Source organism: Stenotrophomonas sp. YJH_SMC_122 (assembly GCF_059369535.1).
In genome coordinates, this window is record NZ_JCAFST010000004.1 from 22,395 (window position 1) to 41,648 (window position 19,254).

The window sequence follows — 19,254 nt, forward strand, 5'->3', positions numbered from 1 at the left end:
TCGTTATGTGTATGAATTCCGTTATCGGCACGTGAACAGTTGCTGACTACATTTCCTCTGCTTTGCCGATGCAGAGCTTTTTGTGCCCTCACTTTTTCAGAGAGAGAGACATGCAGAAGACTCGCCCACTACCCCGTAATCCGTTGAGCCTCGCGCTCTCCTCGGCCATTCTGCTTGCCGTCGCCCTGCCTGCCTTCGCGCAGGAGGGAGAAACTGCAAAGGAAACCGCTGAGAGCGCGAAGAAGGCTTCCAATGAAGCCGCGGCCACCCAGCTGGACCGCATCACGGTAACGGGCTCGCACATCTACCGTGCCGGCTATGACACCCTGGAACCAGCCGCTGTGGTGTCCCGCCAGGATATCGATGCGTACGGACACACCAACCTGATCGATGCGTTGACCAAGATTCCCGGTGTGTCCGCCGGCGTGTCCTCACGCGGTGACCAGGCCGGCTTCGGCGCGGGCGTGAACTTCGCCAGTCGCTTCGGCCTGGGCAGCAACCGCCTGCTGACCCTGGTCAACGGTCGCCGCTTCGTGACCTCGGCCCCGCCAACCGTGTTCGGCGCCGGCGGCGGCTCGGGCATCCAGGTCGACATGAACGCGATTCCGACCGTGATGGTCGAGCGCGTGGAAAGCCTGAGCATCGGTGGTGCGCCCACGTATGGTTCCGACGCCATCTCAGGCGTGAACAACATCATCCTGCGTGACAAGTTCGAGGGCGCCGAGGTCGAGCTGGGTTTTGGCAGGACCACCAAGAACGACAACGACCGCTACTCCTGGTCTGCCATCTTCGGCAGCGGTTTCGCCGACGGACGTGGCCACTTCACCATTGCTGCCGAACTGGACAACAGCGAAGGCGTGAACGCGCTCCAGCGCGACTTCTACCGCAACGGCTACAGCCTGCAGACCAATCCGACGGCAGCCAACGTGGCGCGCTTCCAGCCGTGGCGCACGCCGGGCAACGACGGTCGCATCGACCCCAGCATCCCGTTCAACACCGGGCCGGCCGACGGCATCGCCGACCAGGTCTGGATCCGCAACCGGCGTATCTCCAGCATGACCTTCGGTGGCCTGATCATGCCGTCGGACATCCAGGTGCGGCGCAGCTACCAGCGCAATGCCACGGGTGAACTGAACGGCTTTGGCCCGAACAACAAGCTCTGGCACTTCAACGACAAGGGCGATCTGGTTGCCTACGATCCGGGCATCTCCTATCCCAGCGGCAACGCGTCCGGTGGCGATGGCCTCAACCTCAACGAGACCGTCCCACTGATCGCCGACCTCGAACGCCGTACGGTCTATTCGACCGGCAGCTTCGACTTCAACGACAACGTGCGTGGCTTCTTCGAACTGTCGCACTACAGCGCCACCGCGCGCGAGACACTGGACCAGAACGTCTACAACGCTGCCGGCTTCGGCGCCGCAAACCCCGATGGCAGTGGCGACCAGAGCGGCGCGATGCTGTTCAGTGCGAACAATCCGTTCCTCAGCGCGGAGTCCCGTCGCATCCTGGCCGAGAATGGCATCACCTCGTTCCGCCTGTCGCGCTCTTCGCGTGACCTGAGCATGAACAACGCCAGTACCGATACGCGCCTGAGCCGTATCGTGCTCGGCCTGGACGGCTTCTTCGATATCGGCGAGCGCCGCTTCAACTGGGAAACCAGTCTGACCCACGGTCGAGGCGACTTCGACTACAAGGGCACCGGCCTGATCCAGCAGAACTTCATCAATGCACTCAACGTGAAGCGCGATGCCAGCGGCAACATCGTCTGTGATGCATCCGCCCGCGGCACCACTGCGGATCCCAACTGCCGTCCGCTGAATCTGTTTGGCGAGAACCAGGCATCGCCTGAAGCACTGGCCTATGTATCGACGCCGACCCTGGCCAAGGCGCGGACGCGCCAGACCGTGTTCAACGCGTCGGTGACCGGTGGCCTGTTCGACCTGCCGGGCGGCGAGTTCTCCTTCGCCGCAGGCGTGGAACATCGGCGCGAAGAAGGCTCGTTCACCCCGAGCGAGTACCAGCGGCTGGGGCAGGGCCGTTCGGTGCCGATCCAGGGCGCCAAGGGCGACTATCACACCAATGAAATCTTCGCCGAGTTCCTGGCACCGCTGTTCAACCCCGACTGGGATCTGCCTGGCCTGCATCGCCTGGACGTGACCCTGAAGGGCCGCCGCGTGGTCAACTCGGTGGCTGGTGGCTTCAACGCGTACACCTATGGCATCCAGTACGAGCCGTTCGCGGGAATCCAGCTGCGTGGCAGCAAGACCCAGTCGCTGCGTGCCCCGTCGATTGCCGAGCTCTATACCTCGCTGCAGCCGGCGTACTACAACATCCCGGAAGTCTGCTCGGTGTCGGCCATCAACGGCGGCACCAATCCCGCGATTCGCCGCCGCAACTGCGAGGCCTTCTTCCAGGCCTACCCGGGTGCGGACCCGGCGACCTTCCAGGCGTCGCCGACCAACACCCTCGGCTCGGTCAACGGCTATACCGGCCTGAAGAACGAGAAGGCCAAATCCTGGACAGCGGGCATCGTGTTCGCACCGGACTGGGCGAAGGGCCTGCGCGTCGCCGCCGACTGGTATGACATCAAGATCACCGATGTGATCACCAGCCTGAGCCCGACCGACATCATCACTGGCTGCTTCGACAACCCGGATTTCAATGCGTCCAACGTGCCCAACGCCAACCGCTTCTGCAGCCTGGTCACGCGCAATCCGTTGACGGGTGCGGCCACCGATATCCGCACCGAATACGGCAATGGCCCGGTGCTGATGTTCCGCGGCTGGACGGCCGAGGTGGACTACAACTGGGACATGGGCCGGTTCGGCCAGGTGGCACTGGGCTTCTACGGCTACATGCCGAAGAACCGTGGCCAGGCCGCCAATGCGGATGTGCCGTTCGTGGAGCGCGTGGGTACGTTCGAAGAGCCCAAGCGCCAGTTCCGCTGGACGGCGCAGCATGCCATCGGCAAGTGGAGCTATGGCGTGACGTCCAACTACACGAGCGGCTCGCAGTTCAGCCTGACCGCAACCCCGGAAAGCCGGCAGTACTTCAAGCGCGACAGCTGGACGACCTGGGATGCCAATGTCAGCTACCACCTGACCGACAATGCGCGCCTGAACCTGTCGGTGCTGAACCTGTCCGACGACATCGGCCCGTTCCCGTACGTACTGGACGCGCTGGGTCGCCGCTACATGGCCAGCCTCCGCTACAGCTTCCGCTGAGCGGCGGGCCGGACGAGGGCAGGCCCTGTTCCACCAGGGCCTGTTCTTCCATCCGCTCAGGCCGGACACGAAAAAGCCCCGCCATGGCGGGGCTTTTCCGTTGCTGCGGTTGCGGGATTACTTCACGCCGAACGCGTACTTGGCCTGCACGTAGATCGCGCGCCCGTAGGCGTTGTACAGGTAGTTGTTGTACGGCTGGCCGCTGGTGCCGGCGAAGCTGTAGCGCTGGTTGTCCGGCATCTTGTTGAACACGTTGTTGACCATCAGCGACAGGGTCAGGTTCTCCATCGCGCGGTAGTTCACGCTCAGGTTGTAGGTCGTGTAGGAACCCCACTTGCCTGCCTTGTAGCCGGAGCTGTGGACGTAGTCATAGCCGTTGCCCACGTAAGCCATGTAATTCGGCGTCTTGCCGATGTAGTTGGCATACAGGGTGGTGGTCCAGTTGTCCTTGGCCCAGCCGATCGAACCGTCCGCGCGTACCTTGGCGTACGAGTCATACACCCACATCGCATACGGGTCGTGCAGCAGGTCCAGGAACTCGTCACCCGGCTGCGGCTGCAGCTTGCGCTTGAGCATGTCGGTGTAGTTGGCCGAGAACTGCAGCGAACCGAAGCGGCCGATGTCCTGCACGTACTTGAAGCTGGCGGTCAGTGCTTCCAGGTTCTGGCGGGCGACATTCATCTTCGGCGTGTAGATCTCGTCGAGCACGCCCGATGCATCACGGGTGATCCAGTCATCGACGTTCTGGCAGCTGGCCGAAGTGTTGTTGGACTGGCCGTTGCGGCAGTAGTACTCGGCCAGCAGCAGCTGGTCGGAGCTGAGCGTATCGACCTCGTTCTTGATCTTCCAGTTGTAGTAGTCGACCGACAGCGACAGGTTGTTGATCGGTGCCCACACGACGCCTGCATTCCAGACGTCGGCGGTGATCGGCTCCAGGTCGGGGTTGCCCGAGCGGGTGCCGAACACCGAGACGCTGTCGTACGGGCAGCCGGTGGTGTTGGCCGGGTCGTAGCCCAGCTGGCCGCAGCGGTAGTAGTCGGTGGAGCCGTTGGCGTAGTAACCGCTGCGACCCTGGAAGGCATCGGACAGGGTCGGTGCGCGGAACGCCGTGCCGTACTTGCCACGGAACAACAGGCTTTCGATCGGGCGGAACTCGATGCCGACGCTGTAGGTGGCCTTGTCCACGGTGTTGCTGCCGATCTTGAAGGCGTCATAGCGGCCGGAGCCGGTGACGGTCAGCGTTTCCAGCAGCGGCATGCGCAGTTCGGTGGTCACCGCGTAGTTGCTGCGATGGCCGGCACCGGATACGGCAGTGGTCCCCCACACGCTGCCGTCCATCAGGCCCGGGTCGGGCGTGTAATCCCAGCCTTCACTGCCGCCTTCCAGAACCACGGCGAAGCCGGCATCGCCACCCGGCAGCTTGAACAGCGAGCCATTGGTGACCTGGGCGCGGGCCAGGTTCTGCCAGGTGCGGCTTTCGCTGTAGCTGTAGCCGGTGAAGCTCTGGAAGTCACCGGCGGGCAGCGGTGCGTAGAACGCTTCCCAGTTCGGGCTGTAGATGTTGTAGCCGGTGCTGGTGGTACCCAGCACCGGGCCCAGCACGCGCTGCTCGAAGTAGTCGTTGATCGGGTCGTTCCAGCGCACGAAATTGCGCTCGGTCAGCTTGTACTCGCCACGGGTGAAGCTGAGGCTGTAGTCCCAGTTGCCTGCGGTGCCGCGGCCGCCGAGGGTGACCTGGTAGGCCTTGTTGCGGTCGGTGTTCATGATGTCGCGGTAACCGCCGCCGCCGATGTCCTCCGGCGCGAACACGCGCTGCAGGTTCATGTACTGGCCGCTGGCCTGGTCGTAGAAGCGGCCCCAGCCCGAGGAGGTGCCCCACCAGGTGTAACCGGAACCGGTGGCGTACTTGACCTCCTCCAGGCTGTACAGCGCGTCGCCGAACAGCTGGAAATTGTCGTTCACGTCGAAGGTGGCCGAGCTGTAGATCTGCCCGCTTTCCTTGCCGTTCTTGATGGTCTTGTAACCGGTGCCGTAGACCGAGCCGCAGGCCTGGCCGGTCGGGCGGGTACCGAGCACGGTGGTGCCGTCGAACTGGCCCGCCACGTTGGCGCACCGGTTCGGGTCCATCATCGCGTAGCGGTTGTTGGCGGCCGGCAGCAGCACCAGGAAATCGTTGGAGACGTACTGCGGGCTGTAACCGTCGGGGTTGTTGACCTTGGTCAGGTCGCGCTGGTAACCCCAGATCGGGCTGGTCTTCTCATACTGCACGTTGACCAGTGCATTGAAGCGGTCATCCTTGGAGTTGAAACCGCGTGCGCCGCTGAAGCGGAAGCTGTTGCCGCCACCTTCGCTGTAGGCACCGCCGCGCACGTTGAGCACGCCGCCATCCATGCGCTCCTTGAGGATGATGTTGACCACGCCGGCGATCGCGTCCGAGCCGTACAGCGACGACTGGCCACCCGGCAGGATCTCGATGCGCTCGACGATGTCGATCGGGATGCCGCTGATGTTGTTGAAGGTATCGCCGCCGTTGTACAGCGCCGGATACGAGAGCATCGGGCGGCCGTTGATCAGGTACTTGGTATAGCCCGGGCTGAGGCCGAACATGCCCGCCGCTTCGGCGCCCTGGGTGAAGGATGCGGAGGTCTGGCCACCCTGCAGGCCGCCCGTGGACAGCGAGGACTGCTGCAGGACATCGGCGACGCTGGTGAAACCGCGGGTCTGGATATCCTCGGCGGTGACGGTCAGGACGGGCGTGTGGTTCTCGATCTCGGTCTGCGGAATCAGCGACCCGGTGACGGTCACACGATCAAGCTGGGTCGGCGCATTGCCGTCCTGGGCCAGGGCGGTGCCGGAGGCCAGGAGGGTGCCGAGCAGGGCGAGGGTCAGAGGGTGGCGCGAGAGCGTGGAACGTTGGCGAGACATGGTGGATCCCCGTAGTGAGCAATGTCTTGGCGGCGCATTCCCTGCGCATTAACAATTCGTTCAGTGTGACTCCATTCAGGTCGACCGTAACACGTCGTTAACGCTGCCAACACGGGCCTGTCACATCAAGGTGCCGTTGGGAGATGAAAAAACGCTTCAGAATCAATGAATAAGGCGATTTGTTTTGGCATGTTTCAAAAGATGGCGACGTGCAAGGGAGCATGTCAGCATGACCGATATGCCTTGTAGATCAATGCGTTGTCCCGGATCAGCGTTCCCGGTAACCCGGACGTTTGTGCGTTGTGGATCACACTTTCTGCTATAGGCCGGACAGGGGCGGGGCGCAGTGGTGCCCAAAAAAAAGGCCCCGCCGAAGCGGGGCCTGGTCCAGACACGGCGTCCGGAATACGACGGGATCAGAAGTCGTACTTGACCTGGGCCGAGATCTGACGGCCGTAGACGCTGTAGAAGCCGTCGTTGAACGGGGTCGATTCGTTGCCCGGGTAGTTGTAGCGCTGGCCTTCCGGCAGCTTGTTGAACACGTTGTTGACCATCAGCGACAGGGTCAGATCGTCCTGTGCCTGGTAGTTCAGGCTCATGTTGTACGTGGTGTACGAGCCCCACTTGCCGGCCTTGGCGCCGGAGGCGTGGACGTAGTCATAGCTGCGGCCGGTGTAGGCCAGGTAGTTCGGGGTGCTGCCGACGTAGTTGGCGTACACGGTGGTGGTGAACTTGGAGATGGCCCAGCCCACCGACACGTCGCCGCGTACCTTGGCGAAGTTGTCGTAGTACCACATGTTGTACGGATCGCTCAGCAGGTCCAGCTTCTGCGCACCCGGCAGGGCCACCACTTCACGCTTCAGCATGTTGGTGTAGTTGCCGGAGAACATCAGCGAGCCGAAGCGGCCCAGGTCCTGCTGGTACTTGGCACCGACGGTCACCGCTTCCAGGTTCTGGCTGGCCACGTTGAGCTTCGGAGTGTAAACGCGGGTCAGGTTGCCACCGGCGTCGCGGGTCACCCAGTCGGTCACGTTCTGGCAGCTGGCCGAGGTGTTGTTCGGCAGGCCGTTGTGGCACTGGTACTCGGCCAGCAGCAGCTGGTCGGTGCTCAGGGTCTTGACCTCGTTCTTGATCTTCCAGTTGTAGTAGTCGACCGACAGCGAGAAGTTGCTCACCGGGGCCCACACCACGCCTGCGCTCCACACGTCGGCGGTGATCGGCTTCAGGTCCGGGTTGCCGGACTTTTCGCTGTACACCGAGGTGGTCTTGTAGAACGAGCAGGCTTCGTCACGCAGCGCGTAACCCATCTGGCTGCAGCGGTAGTAGTCGTTCTGGCCGGAGGCGAACGAGCCGCTCATGCCCTGGAAGGCATCGGACAGGGTCGGCGCGCGGAACGCGGTGCCGTACTTGCCGCGCAGCAGCAGGCTTTCCACCGGACGGTATTCCAGGCCGATGCTGTAGGTGGCCTTGTCGACGGTCTTGTCGGCGATCTTGAAGGCGTCATAGCGGCCCGAGGCGCTGACGGTCAGCGACTCGAACACCGGCATGCGCAGTTCGCTGGTCACCGCGTAGTTGCTGCGGTGGCCGGCACCGGCCACGGCGCTGGCGCCCCACGCGTTGCCATCGACGAAGGCCTGGTCGGGCGAGTAGTCCCAGCCCTCGCTGCCACCTTCCAGCACGACGGCTAGGCCGGCGTCGCCGCCCGGCAGGGAGAACAGCGAGCCGTTGGTCACCTGCACGCGACCCAGGTTCTGCCAGGTCTTGCTGCGGTGGGTGCCATAGCCGGTGAAGCTGGCGAACTGGTCCGGCGTGATCGGCGAGTAGAAGGCGGTGTAGTTCGGGTTGTAGATGCCGAAGCCATCAGCAGTGGTGCCCAGGCGCGGGCCCAGCACGGTGTCGCCGAAGAAGCCTTCGATCTTGTCCTTCCAGCGCGCGAAGCGGTTCTGGTCCAGGCGGTATTCGCCGCGGGTGAAGCTGGCGCTGTAGTCCCAGTCGCCGACCATGCCCTTGCCGCCCAGGGTGACCTGGTAGGAACGGCTCTCATCGGAGTTCAGGATGTTGTTGTAGTGGCCCGGGCCGATTTCTTCCGGCGCGAAGGCGCGCTGCAGGTTCACGACCTTGCCCAGGCCCTGGTCGTAGAAGCCGCCCATCACCGACTTGGTACCCCACCACAGGGCGCTGGAGCCGGAGGTGAACTCGGTCTTTTCCTTGCTGTACAGCACGTCGGCGAACAGCTGGAAGTTGTCGTTCACGTCGAAGGTCATCGACGAGTAGAACTGGCCGCTGTTCTTGCCGTTCTTCAGGGTCTTGTAGCCGGCGCTGTACACCGAGCCGCAGGATTCGCCCGATGCACGCTTGCCGACGGTGGTGGTGCCGTCGTACAGGCCTGCCACGTTGGCGCAGCGGGTCGGGTCCATCATGTACAGCTTGTTGTCGGCGTTGCCGATGACGGCAAAGTCGTTCGACGGCAGCTGCGCGGTGTAACCGACCGGGTTGTTCTGCTTGGTGATGTCACGCTGGTAGCCCCAGATCGGGCTGCCGTTCTCGATCTGCACGTTGACCAGCGCGTGGAAGCGGTCGTCGAACGCGTTGAAGCCCTTGGCGGCGCTGAAGCGGATGTTGCTGCCACCACCTTCGGTGTAGGTACCGCCACGGATCGACATCGTGCCGCCGTCCATGCGTTCCTTCAGGATGATGTTGACCACGCCGGCGATCGCGTCCGAGCCGTACAGCGACGACTGGCCGCCCGGCAGGACTTCGATGCGCTCGACGATGTCGATCGGAATGCCGCTGATGTTGTTGAACGACTCGCTGCCGTTGTACAGCGCCGGATACGAGAGCATCGGGCGGCCGTTGATCAGGTACTTGGTGTAGCCCGGATTCAGGCCGAACATGCCGGCGGCTTCGGCGCCCTGGGTGAACGCACCCGAGGTCTGGCCACCCTGCAGGCCGCCGGTGGTCAGCGATGACTGCTGCAGCACTTCAGCAACACTGCTGAAGCCGCGGGTCTGGATGTCTTCGGCGGTGATGGACATCACCGGGGTCTGGGTTTCGACCTGGGTCTGCGGGATCAGCGAACCGGTGACGGTGATCTTGTCCAGGTTGGTCGCCTTGTCCTGGGCCATTGCCGGGGCGGCGGCCATCAGAGCGGAAATCAGGGCGACGGCGAGCGTGTTGCGACGTGCGGTATTGCTGACGTGTTTCATGTAGTTCCAATGGAGAGCAAAAAACAAAAACGGCACTGCGCATGCGCCATCGCGCGGGCCGGAACAGCGGGCTCCGCAGCTCAAAACAGTGCTGATCGAACGTAACATGAACTTAACAATCTGTGCACGAATCCGTCGCAATCCTGAATTTCAGTCAGGTTACGTCCAGCTTGTATGATGTTGGGTTATCCCCCTGACTCCGCCGGTGCTCGTTGTGAACAGTTCTCCCCGCCGTCCCCATGCCAGCCAGGTCCAGAAGGGACTTGCGCCGCATGCCCGCATCCGCAATGTCATCGCGGTCGGTTCGGGCAAGGGCGGCGTCGGCAAGTCCACCACCTCGGTGAACCTGGCCGTGGCGCTGCAACAGCTCGGTGCGCGGGTGGGCGTGCTCGACGCCGACATCTACGGCCCCAGCGTGCCGGCCATGCTGGGGCTGTCCGGCCGCCCGGAAAGCCCGGACAACAAGAGCATCGAGCCTCTGCGTGCGTTCGGCGTGGACACCATGTCGATCGGCTACCTGATCGAAGAAGACACCCCGATGATCTGGCGCGGCCCGATGGCCACCTCGGCGATGACCCAGCTGTTCAACGATACCCTGTGGGACGACCTGGATTTCCTGCTGATCGACCTGCCGCCGGGCACGGGTGACATCCAGCTGACCCTGACCCAGAAGATTCCGCTGGCCGGTGCGGTGATCGTCACCACGCCGCAGGACATCGCCACGCTGGATGCGAAGAAGGCGCTGAAGATGTTCGAGAAGGTCGAGGTGCCGGTGCTGGGCATCGTCGAGAACATGGCGGTGCACACGTGCAGCAGCTGCGGGCACATCGAGCACCTGTTCGGCGAGGGCGGCGGCGAGCGCATGGCCGCGCAGTACGGCGTGCCGCTGCTGGGGTCGCTGCCGCTGCAGATCGGCATCCGCGAGCAGGGCGATGCGGGCACGCCGATCACCGTGGCCCAGCCGGATTCGGCACCGGCCCAGGCCTACCGCCATGCCGCGCAGCGCCTGATCGAGGAAGTCGGCAAGCGCCCGCGGGCCTCGATCCCGATCCTGTCCTCGCTGCTGTAAGTGCAGGTGCAGGGGCCGCCGGGGCAGGCCGGCCCCCTGCTAGAATCCTCGCGCCCCCTCGTATCCCCTCAGGACAAAGCATGAGCATCAAGAGTGACCGTTGGATCCGCCGCATGTCCGAGCAGCACGGCATGATCGAGCCGTTCGAGGCCGGGCAGGTCAAGCAGGCCAACGGCCAGCGCATCGTCAGCTACGGCACGTCCAGCTATGGTTATGACGTGCGCTGCTCGCGCGAGTTCAAGGTGTTCACCAACATCAACTCGACGATCGTCGATCCCAAGCACTTCGATCCGGGCAGCTTCGTGGATATCGTCGGCGATGAGTGCATCATCCCGCCGAACAGTTTCGCGCTGGCGCGTACCGTGGAGTACTTCCGCATTCCGCGCGATACCCTGGTGGTGTGCCTGGGCAAGAGCACCTACGCGCGCTGCGGCATCATCGTCAACGTGACGCCGCTGGAGCCGGAATGGGAAGGCCACGTCACCCTGGAATTCAGCAACACCACGCCGCTGCCGGCGCGCATCTACGCCAACGAAGGCGTGGCGCAGATGCTGTTCTTCCAGGCGGCTGCCGATGACATCTGCGAGACGTCGTACCGCGACCGTGGCGGCAAGTACCAGGGCCAGACCGGCGTGACCCTGCCGCGGACCTGAAGATCGCAGGCGATTTGTGGAGCCGAGCCATGCTCGGCTTCAATGCCGGGCCGCCGGGCATGGCTCGGCTCTACATGAAGTAAGGCGGCGCAATGCGCCGCCTTCCTTATTTGCCGCGACCGAACAGCATCGCGATGCCGACACCCACCAGGGCCACCGGCCACCAGGTCAGCAGCAGCTTGGACAGGTTCAGGTGCGTCCAGCCGAGATTGCTGGCGAGCATGAACAGGCCGATCAGGATCAGCAGGACGGCGGCAACGAGGTTGAATCGCATCGGGTCGGCGGAGGCTCAGGACAGGGCCGGATATCCTAGCCGTTCCTTCCAGTAGGCGACATGCTGGTCCAGCGCCGCCGGCTCGTAGCGGTGCGCCGGGCCGCTGCCCCAGACCGGGCCCGGCCAGGCCGGATCACCGTCATGGCGGCCGATCACATGGAAGTGCAGCTGGCGCACGATATTGCCCAGCGCCCCGATGTTGATCTTTTCCACTCCGTCGGAGCCCTTCAGGGCCTTGCAGGCGCGGTTGAGCTCGGTGCGCAGCTTGTCCTGCTGCTCGCCGTCCAGCTCGATCCACTCGGTGACCCCGGCCAGGCGCGGTACCAGCACCAGCCAGGGGAATCGTTCGTCGTTCATCAGCCGCACTTGCGACAACGGTCCTTCCGCCACCAGCACGCTATCGGTGGCCAGGCGTGAATCGAGTTCGAATTCGCTCATCCAAGATGCTCCGAGAAGAAGTCCAGGGTGCGTTGCAGCGCCAGGGCGGCGCTGTCTGGATCATACGCATGTCCGACCTCCCGGTTGAAGGCATGATCGGCCGGATAGACGTAGGTGGCCATCTGCGGCAGCTTCTCGCGGTGGGCCTGCACTGCTTCCGGCGGGATGCTGCGGTCCTGGGCGCCGAAGTGGAAGATCACCGGCGCCTTGGGTGTCTCATCAAGGAACTGGACGTTGCGTGCGCCGTAGTAGCTGACCGACGGCAGCCCCAGGCGCACTGCGGACAGCATCGCCACCGTACCGCCCCAGCAGTAGCCGACGGTGCCGACCTTGCCGTAGGGGGCCAGCCGGGTGGCCGCGGCGCGGACCACTTCCAGCGCCCGCTCCATGCCCAGCGCGCCGACCCGTTCCAGGCCCTGCTTCACGCCTTCGGCGTCGTAGGGCAGCGCGTCCGGATCGGCGTCGGGGCCATCGAGCAGGTCAAAGAACGAGGGCGCCAGCACCGCATAACCTTCCGCCGCGAAGCGCTCGGCCACGCTGCGGATATGCGGATTGGCGCCGAAGATTTCCTGCACCACCACCAGGCCGCCGCGCGCGGTGCCTTCCGGCAGGGCCTGCCACGCCCGTACCGGGCCGTGATGCGTATCCAGGGTGATCCATTCGGCCATCGTCATCTACTCTCGTTGCAGGGGACAGGGCTGCATTGTCGTTGCTGCGCGGGTTAGCGCGGTGTCAGTGGCTGTGCGCGATCGGGCGGCTGGCCGTTCAGAGCGACGCCGCCAACCCCGGTATACTGGCGCCCTTTCAGGCCCCGGCCCCCAGGAACCCCTGCCATGCCGGCAGGGGCCCAGGCCCCCAGAGTCCCGCGATTTCCATGTCCCAGCTGAACCCCAAAGTCGGCTTCGTCAGCCTTGGCTGCCCGAAGGCCCTCGTCGATTCCGAGCGCATCCTCACCCAGCTCCGCTCGGAAGGCTACGACATCGTCCCGTCCTACGATTCGGCCGACGTGGTGGTGGTCAACACCTGTGGCTTCATCGATTCGGCGGTGACCGAGTCGCTGGACGCGATCGGCGAGGCGATGAACCAGAACGGCAAGGTCATCGTCACCGGCTGCCTGGGCAAGCGCCCGGAGCAGATCCGCGAGGCGTACCCCAACGTGCTGGCGGTGTCCGGCCCGCAGGATTACCAGAGCGTGATGGAAGCGGTGCATGAAGCACTGCCGCCCAAGCACGATCCGTTCGTGGACCTGGTGCCCGACTACGGTATCAAGCTGACTCCGCGGCACTACGCGTACCTGAAGATTTCCGAGGGCTGCAACCACAAATGCAGCTTCTGCATCATTCCGTCGATGCGCGGCAAGCTGGTTTCGCGCCCGGTCGACGAGGTGCTGCGTGAAGCCGAGCGCCTGGTGCGTGGCGGCGTGCGCGAGCTGCTGGTGGTTTCGCAGGACACCTCGGCCTACGGCGTGGACGTGAAGTACGCCGAAAGGATGTGGCGCGACAAGGCCTACCAGACCCGTTTGAAGGCGCTGTGCGAAGGCCTGTCGGAGCTGGATGCATGGGTGCGCATGCACTACGTCTACCCGTATCCGCACGTGGACGAAGTGGTGCCGCTGATGGCCGAGAACCGCATCCTGCCGTACCTGGACATCCCGTTCCAGCATGCCAGCCCGCGCATCCTGCGCCTGATGAAGCGCCCCGGCGCGGTGGAGAAGACCCTGGAGCGCGTGCAGAACTGGCGCCGTATCGCGCCGGACATCACTGTGCGTTCGACCTTCATCGTCGGCTTCCCGGGCGAGACCGAAGCCGAGTTCGAGGAACTGCTGTCGTTCCTCGACGAGGCGCAGCTGGATCGCGTCGGTGCGTTCGCCTACTCGCCGGTCGAGGGTGCCACCGCCAACGAGTTGCCTGACGCCGTGCCGGAAGAGGTGAAGCAGGAGCGTCTGGCCCGCTTCATGGAGAAGCAGGCGCAGATTTCCGCCGCACGCCTGGAAGCCAAGATCGGCACCGTGCAGCAGTGCCTGGTCGACGCCATCGAAGGCGATATCGCCGTGGCCCGCTCCAAGGCCGATGCCCCGGAGATCGACGGCCTGGTGCACATCCAGAATGCCGACCAGGTGCCGCTGCGCGTGGGCGAATTCGTCGACGTGGAGATCACCGAGAGCGACGAGCACGACCTGTACGGTGACGCGCTGGCGGCCGCCCCCCGTCCGGCGTTCGACCTCAAGGTGCTGTGACCGCAGCGACGGCCGCCACCGGCAACGGCGGCAGTTCACGGCGCTTCGTACCGCCGCCACGTGCGGCGGTGCCTGCACGGCGGTTCGAGCATCCGCTGTTTGCCGGACTTGATGACTTCCGTGACCTTCTGGACGGCACCGCGTGGCCGTCCATCGCGGCGCTAGATGCACGCCTGGCCGTGCCGGGCAAGCGCCTGGTTGAACAGGACGCCGCGCTGCTGGCCGATGGCCTGCACTACGAAGTGCGTATCGCGCAGGGACGCATCGCCACCCGTGCCGGCAACTGGCACGACCTGTTCAATGCGCTGGTGTGGGCCTCACAGCCGCAGCTGAAGCGAGCGCTCAACGTGCGGCAGTGCCTGCATATCAAGGCGATGCCACCCGGCCAGCGCAACCGCGCGCAGGCCGCCTTGACCCAGTTCGACGAAGCCGGCGTGATCGTGCGTGTGCGCGATGGCACTGTGCTGCGCGCATGGGATGAGCATGACTGGCCTGCAGTGTTCGAGCCGACGCGCTGGCACAGCGGCGACATCGCCATCGTGGCGATGTTCGGGCATGCGCTGATGGAGCAGGCGCTGCTGCCGGGGCGATTGCTGGTGGGCAAGTGCGTGGTGGTGCAAAGCGATGCCGATGCGGCCTGTGTTGACGCGGTGACCGCGGCCATCGCCGAGGGCAGGGCAGTGACCGATCCGCTGCAGCTGCGGCCGTTGCCATTGGCCGGTATTCCCGGCTGGCATGGCGTGCAGGATTCCGCCTTCTATCGCAATGCCGATTATTTCCGCCCGTTGCGTGCGGGGCGCACATACCCACCGCCGTTGTAGAGCCGAGCCCATGCTCGGCTGCGCGGCGCATCAGCCGAACATGGGCTCGGCTCCGCATGGACAGCGAGGTCGAGCATGGCTCGACGCTACACAGGCTCGTACTCCACCCCGATCACCGCAAAGGTGAACTGCCCGCCAGGCAGCTCCACCGAGAACTCATCATCCAGCCGCTTCTTCAGCAGCGCACGCGCCAGGGGGGAATCGATGCTGATCCAGCCCAGGCCCGCATCGGTCTCATCCGGACCGACAATGCGATAGCGGCTGGTGTCGCCGCTGTCCACATTCTCCAGTTCCACCCACGCGCCGAAGAACACTGCCAGCGGATCGGTTGGCGTGGTATCGACCACGCGCAGCGATTCCAGCCGCTTGGTCAGGTAGCGCACGCGGCGGTCGATCTCGCCCAGTTGCTTCTTGCGGTAGGTGTACTCGGCGTTCTCGGAACGGTCGCCTTCTGCGGCAGCGGCGGCGAGCGCTTTCACCACCTCCGGGCGACGCACGCGCCATAGCTCATCCAGTTCGGCCTTCAGTCGCGCATGCCCGGAGGCGGTGATCAGGGCGGTGCTTTTTTCTGCGGGGGGACGCCAACGGGACATGCAATACGGCTTCTTTTCTGGATGACGAACGGGGAGCGGGGTCGGAGCCCTCCCTGGCGGGAGGGATCCGACCCTGGGGTCAGATCCCTTTCCAGCGGAAAGGGCTCTGACCCCGGCCGTGGCAGATCAGCGCTTGCCGCCGAAGATGCCACCGAGGATGCCGCGCACGATCTGGTTGCCCAGCTTGGTGCCGACAGTGCGCGTGGTCTGCTTGGCCATGGTTTCGATCATGCCCTGGCGGCGCTTGGTGCCGAAGATCGCGTCCTTGATGGCCTGGCCGAACCCGCCTTCCTGTGCGTCGTCCTGCTCGCGGCTGCGCGCGGCCGGCGCCTGGGCCTGTTCGACGGTCTTCTGTGCACGCTGGGCCAGCAGCTCGGCGGCCGATTCGCGGTTGACCGCGGTGTCGTAGCGGCTGCCGACCGGGCTGCCGGCGCGTACCTGTGCACGCTCGGCCTCGGTGATCGGTCCCATCCGGCAGCGCGGCGGCGCGATCAACGTCTGCTGCACGGGCATCGGCACGCCCTTGTCCTGCAGCGTGGATACCAGCGCCTCGCCGGTGCCGAGCTGGCTCAGTACCTTGGCCACGTCCAGCTTCGGATTCGGCACGAACGTCTCGGCCGCGGTTTTCACCGCCTTCTGGTCGCGCGGGGTGAACGCACGCAGTGCGTGCTGCACGCGATTGCCCAGCTGGCCGAGAATGTTGCCCGGCACGTCGTCGGGGAACTGCGAGCAGAAGTACACGCCCACGCCCTTGGAACGGATCAGGCGCACCACCTGCTCGATGCGCTGCACCAGCGACGGCGGTGCATCATCGAACAGCAGGTGCGCCTCGTCGAAGATGAAGACCAGCTTCGGCTTGTCCAGGTCGCCCACTTCCGGCAGCTGCTCGAACAGTTCCGACAGCAGCCACAGCAGGAAGGTGGAATAAAGCCTGGGCTTGAGCACCAGCTGGTCGGCGGCGAGGATGCCGATCATGCCGCGGCCGTCGTGGTTGACCCGCATGATGTCGGCCAGTTCAAGCGCCGGTTCGCCGAAGAAATTCTCGCCACCGTCCTGCGCCAGGCGCAGCACCGAACGCTGGATGGCCGCGATCGACTGCGCACTGACCAGGCCGTACTCGGTGGAAATGTCCTTGCGCTCCTCGGCGACCAGGCCGAGCAGGGCGCGCAGGTCGTCCATGTCCAGCAGCAGCAGGCCGCGGTCGTCGGCCAACTTGAATACGATGTCGAGTACCCCGGCCTGGGTGTCGTTCAATTCGAGGATGCGCGCCAGCAGGGTCGGGCCCATCTCGCTGACCGTGGTGCGCACCGGGTGGCCCAGCTTGCCGTACAGATCCCAGAAAAGGGTCGGGCTGGCGGCCGGCGCATAGTCGGCCACGCCGATCTCGGCGGCACGCTGGAGCAGGTTCTCGGCGCCGCTGCCGGGCACGGCCAGGCCGGAGACATCGCCCTTCACATCGGCCAGGAACACCGGCACGCCCCGTCGCGAGAAGCCCTCGGCCAGGGTCATCAGGGTCACGGTCTTGCCGGTACCGGTGGCGCCGGCCACCAGACCGTGGCGGTTGCCGAGTTTCGGCAGCAGGGTGACGGCAATATCGTCGGTAATGCCTTTGCCGAGCAGAATCGGATCCATGGTCCAGCCCTTGTGATGAATAGTCCAATGTTAACCGCCGGCAGTGACGGTCCGAAGGTCGGCTTGCCCGGACCTTGGCGGCGCCGCTACTCTGCCTGCCTGTTTCGCACACAGTGCCATCAATGCCCGTTCCTGTCCTGATTTCCCGCGGTTGGCCGCTGCTGGCCCTGGCCGGCCTGGTTTCCCTGGCGCCCGACGCCTACGCACAGCGGGTTTCGGCCCGGGACAAGGTGAAGGTGGATGCGCTGCAGCAGCGCATGACCGCCGCCGAAAAGCGCTACGGCGATGCCCTGCTGCTGGTCGCCAACGCCGATCCCAAGGGCAGCAACGAGGCCGATGCCGCGCTGGAGGACATGGAAGATGTCCTCAACGACTGCGTCAAGCAGAAGGGCTGCCAGATGGGGACCCTGCTGGCCAGCTACAAGCGGCTGCTCAAGCACGACGCCGATGCCGCCGCCAGCGATGACGTGGCCGACGAGGGCGGTGACCGCCTGGAAGCCGACCCGGACCACATCGGCCCGCTCACCGCCGACGTGCCCGAGGCCGCGCGCGCTGCCGCGCTGCTGAACGACAAGCGGCACGCCTTCGACACGATGGTCGAGTACAACCCGGCGGTGCAGGCCGGCATCCGCCGCTGGCTGACCGACATGCGCCCGGCGCTGCTGACCAGCTACGAGAATTACCAGAACCTGCGCGCGGTGATGTGGCCGGAGTGGGAGAAGCGTGGCCTGCCCGAGGCGCTGCTGTTCGGGATCATGGCCAAGGAATCCAATGGCCGTGTGCATGCTTCCTCGCGCGCCGGCGCCGCCGGCCTGATGCAGTTCATGCCAGCCACCGGCCGCCGTTTCGGCCTGGGCCCGGACGGCACCGGCTTCGATACCCGCTTCGACGCGCGCAGCGCCGCCGAGGCCAGCGCCAGCTACCTCAACGAGCGTCTGCGTGAACTGAACAACAACGTGGAAATGTCGGTGGCCGCCTATAACGGTGGCGAAGGCCGTGCTGCGCGCGTGTTCAAGCAGAGCGGTGGGCAGAGCTTCTGGACCGACAGCGTCTACAACCAGTTCCCGGGCGAGACCAAGGACTACGTGCCGATGGTGATCGCCGCGGCCTGGATCTTCCTGCACCCGCAGCAGTACGGCGTGGAGTTCCCGAAGATCAGCGCGCAGCCGGCCACGCTGCGGCTGGCCAAGTCCACCACCATCTACGAACTGACCATCTGCCTGGGCAGCCACGGCACCCGTGATGGTTACATGCGCGCGCTGCGCAACCTCAACCCGCGTTATGAAGCCGATGGCTGGATTCCGGCCGGTACGCTGATCAACGCCACCACCCGCATCGCCGGCCTGTACCAGCGAAATTGTGTCAGTGGTCCGCGTGCCGACCTCGCCCGCACGCTGATCACCGCTGATCTCAACGCGGCGATCAAGCGCCCGACCGCGGCCAGCTACACCGGCAGCGTCGCCGTGGGCGGCGTGGTGCCGGTTGCCGACGCGGCTGCATCCACCAGCGTGCCGACCGCACCGGTGGCTGCAGTGGCGGCACCGCGCCCGGCGCCGGCCGCCCGGCCGAAGCCGGCGCGCAGCCACAAGGTGGGCCGGGGGGAGACCCTGGGCGCCATCGCCGCGAAGTTCCAGTGCGACCTGCCGACCCTGGCCCGCGCCAACGGCCTGAAGGCTCCGGCCTACAGCCTGCGCCAGGGCCAGACGCTGAAGCTGCAGGGCTGCGACAAGTAATTCCCAAGACCACTGGAATCCGTATGGACCTCGAAGCCACCCGCAACCTGTTCGCCAACCTCCGCGAGAACACCGACTGGGACATCAACGGCCCGTTGCTGTGGGGGTATTTCTTCGTCCACGCCAGTGCCGAGCCGCTGCAGGCGCTGGCCCAGCACCTGCAGGCGCAGGGCTACACGTTCGTGGAACTCTTCGAGCAGGAGCCGGAAGAGGGCGACGCGCCGTTCCACGTGCTGCACGTGGAGCGCGTGGAAATCCACGACGAAGCCTCGCTGGACCGCCGCAACCAGGAATTCGCGGCGCTGGCCGCGGAGCACGGCGTGGAAGACTACGACGGCATGGACGTCGGCCCGGCACCGGTCCTGCAGTAATCGTCTTGCGTCTGTAGAGCCGAGCCCATGCTCGGCTCTACAGACCCGGTAGTGCCGGCCGCTGGCCGGCATCCCG

At 65.1% G+C, this 19,254-nt stretch carries 14 protein-coding genes; 7 read left to right on the top strand and 7 right to left on the bottom strand.

The features are described from left to right. Positions 1–110: 110 nt before the first annotated feature. A complete protein-coding gene (locus AC5P66_RS06950) occupies positions 111–3,227 on the top strand; it encodes a TonB-dependent receptor domain-containing protein (RefSeq protein ID WP_099496209.1) in 3,117 nt (1,038 codons plus the stop codon). Positions 3,228–3,344: 117 nt separating this feature from the next. On the opposite strand, the gene AC5P66_RS06955 is transcribed toward AC5P66_RS06950, so the two are convergent. Together AC5P66_RS06955 and AC5P66_RS06960 are read right to left on the bottom strand one after the other, a co-directional pair. After that, positions 3,345–6,152: a TonB-dependent receptor domain-containing protein gene (locus AC5P66_RS06955; protein ID WP_049459580.1), complete on the bottom strand. Its 2,808-nt coding sequence runs from the start codon at positions 6,150–6,152 to the stop codon at positions 3,345–3,347. A 416-nt stretch (positions 6,153–6,568) separates the two neighbouring features. Further along, positions 6,569–9,358, bottom strand: a complete 2,790-nt coding sequence (locus tag AC5P66_RS06960) for a TonB-dependent receptor plug domain-containing protein (protein ID WP_049436234.1) — start codon at positions 9,356–9,358, stop codon at positions 6,569–6,571. 214 nt (positions 9,359–9,572) lie between these two features. Here AC5P66_RS06960 and apbC point away from each other — a divergent pair, with 214 nt between their 5' ends. Both apbC and dcd read left to right on the top strand, forming a co-directional pair. Next, positions 9,573–10,427, top strand: coding sequence for an iron-sulfur cluster carrier protein ApbC (gene apbC, locus AC5P66_RS06965; RefSeq protein ID WP_049414747.1), 855 nt, complete (start codon positions 9,573–9,575; stop codon positions 10,425–10,427). Positions 10,428–10,507: 80 nt separating this feature from the next. Continuing rightward, a complete protein-coding gene (dcd, locus tag AC5P66_RS06970; protein ID WP_005418012.1) occupies positions 10,508–11,080 on the top strand; it encodes a dCTP deaminase in 573 nt (190 codons plus the stop codon). Positions 11,081–11,186: 106 nt separating this feature from the next. On the opposite strand, the gene AC5P66_RS06975 is transcribed toward dcd, so the two are convergent. From AC5P66_RS06975 to AC5P66_RS06985, 3 genes are read right to left on the bottom strand one after another with little or no spacing between them, the layout of a single operon-like run. Next, positions 11,187–11,354, bottom strand: a complete 168-nt coding sequence (locus AC5P66_RS06975; protein ID WP_005418011.1) for a LiaI-LiaF-like domain-containing protein — start codon at positions 11,352–11,354, stop codon at positions 11,187–11,189. A gap of 15 nt (positions 11,355–11,369) precedes the next feature. Beyond that, positions 11,370–11,792: an HIT domain-containing protein gene (locus AC5P66_RS06980; RefSeq protein WP_049414742.1), complete on the bottom strand. Its 423-nt coding sequence runs from the start codon at positions 11,790–11,792 to the stop codon at positions 11,370–11,372. After that, positions 11,789–12,460, bottom strand: a complete 672-nt coding sequence (locus AC5P66_RS06985; RefSeq protein WP_049414745.1) for a dienelactone hydrolase family protein — start codon at positions 12,458–12,460, stop codon at positions 11,789–11,791. The genes AC5P66_RS06980 and AC5P66_RS06985 overlap by 4 nt, the downstream gene beginning before the upstream one ends. A gap of 206 nt (positions 12,461–12,666) precedes the next feature. Here AC5P66_RS06985 and rimO point away from each other — a divergent pair, with 206 nt between their 5' ends. Beyond that, positions 12,667–14,028, top strand: a complete 1,362-nt coding sequence (gene rimO, locus AC5P66_RS06990; protein ID WP_049414740.1) for a 30S ribosomal protein S12 methylthiotransferase RimO — start codon at positions 12,667–12,669, stop codon at positions 14,026–14,028. Then, on the top strand, positions 14,025–14,849 hold the full coding sequence (locus AC5P66_RS06995; RefSeq protein ID WP_262222758.1) for a DUF3025 domain-containing protein: 825 nt from the start codon (positions 14,025–14,027) through the stop codon (positions 14,847–14,849). Before rimO ends, AC5P66_RS06995 begins: the two co-directional genes overlap by 4 nt. An 86-nt stretch (positions 14,850–14,935) precedes the next feature. On the opposite strand, the gene greB is transcribed toward AC5P66_RS06995, so the two are convergent. Next, positions 14,936–15,442 carry a transcription elongation factor GreB gene (gene greB, locus AC5P66_RS07000; protein ID WP_005418006.1) on the bottom strand — a complete coding sequence of 169 codons (507 nt, stop codon included), beginning with the start codon at positions 15,440–15,442 and terminating at the stop codon, positions 14,936–14,938. Positions 15,443–15,568: 126 nt separating this feature from the next. After that, positions 15,569–17,074 (bottom strand): helicase HerA-like domain-containing protein, encoded by a 1,506-nt coding sequence (locus AC5P66_RS07005; RefSeq protein ID WP_099485963.1) that lies wholly within the window; start codon positions 17,072–17,074, stop codon positions 15,569–15,571. Positions 17,075–17,196: 122 nt separating this feature from the next. On the opposite strand from AC5P66_RS07005, the gene AC5P66_RS07010 reads away from it, so the two are divergent. Then, the gene (locus AC5P66_RS07010; RefSeq protein WP_049414734.1) at positions 17,197–18,807 is read left to right on the top strand and encodes a transglycosylase SLT domain-containing protein; all 1,611 of its coding nucleotides are present in this window, start codon (positions 17,197–17,199) and stop codon (positions 18,805–18,807) included. Positions 18,808–18,830: 23 nt separating this feature from the next. Further along, positions 18,831–19,178: a ribonuclease E inhibitor RraB gene (locus AC5P66_RS07015; protein ID WP_049414732.1), complete on the top strand. Its 348-nt coding sequence runs from the start codon at positions 18,831–18,833 to the stop codon at positions 19,176–19,178. The last annotated feature ends 76 nt before the right edge of the window (positions 19,179–19,254 follow it).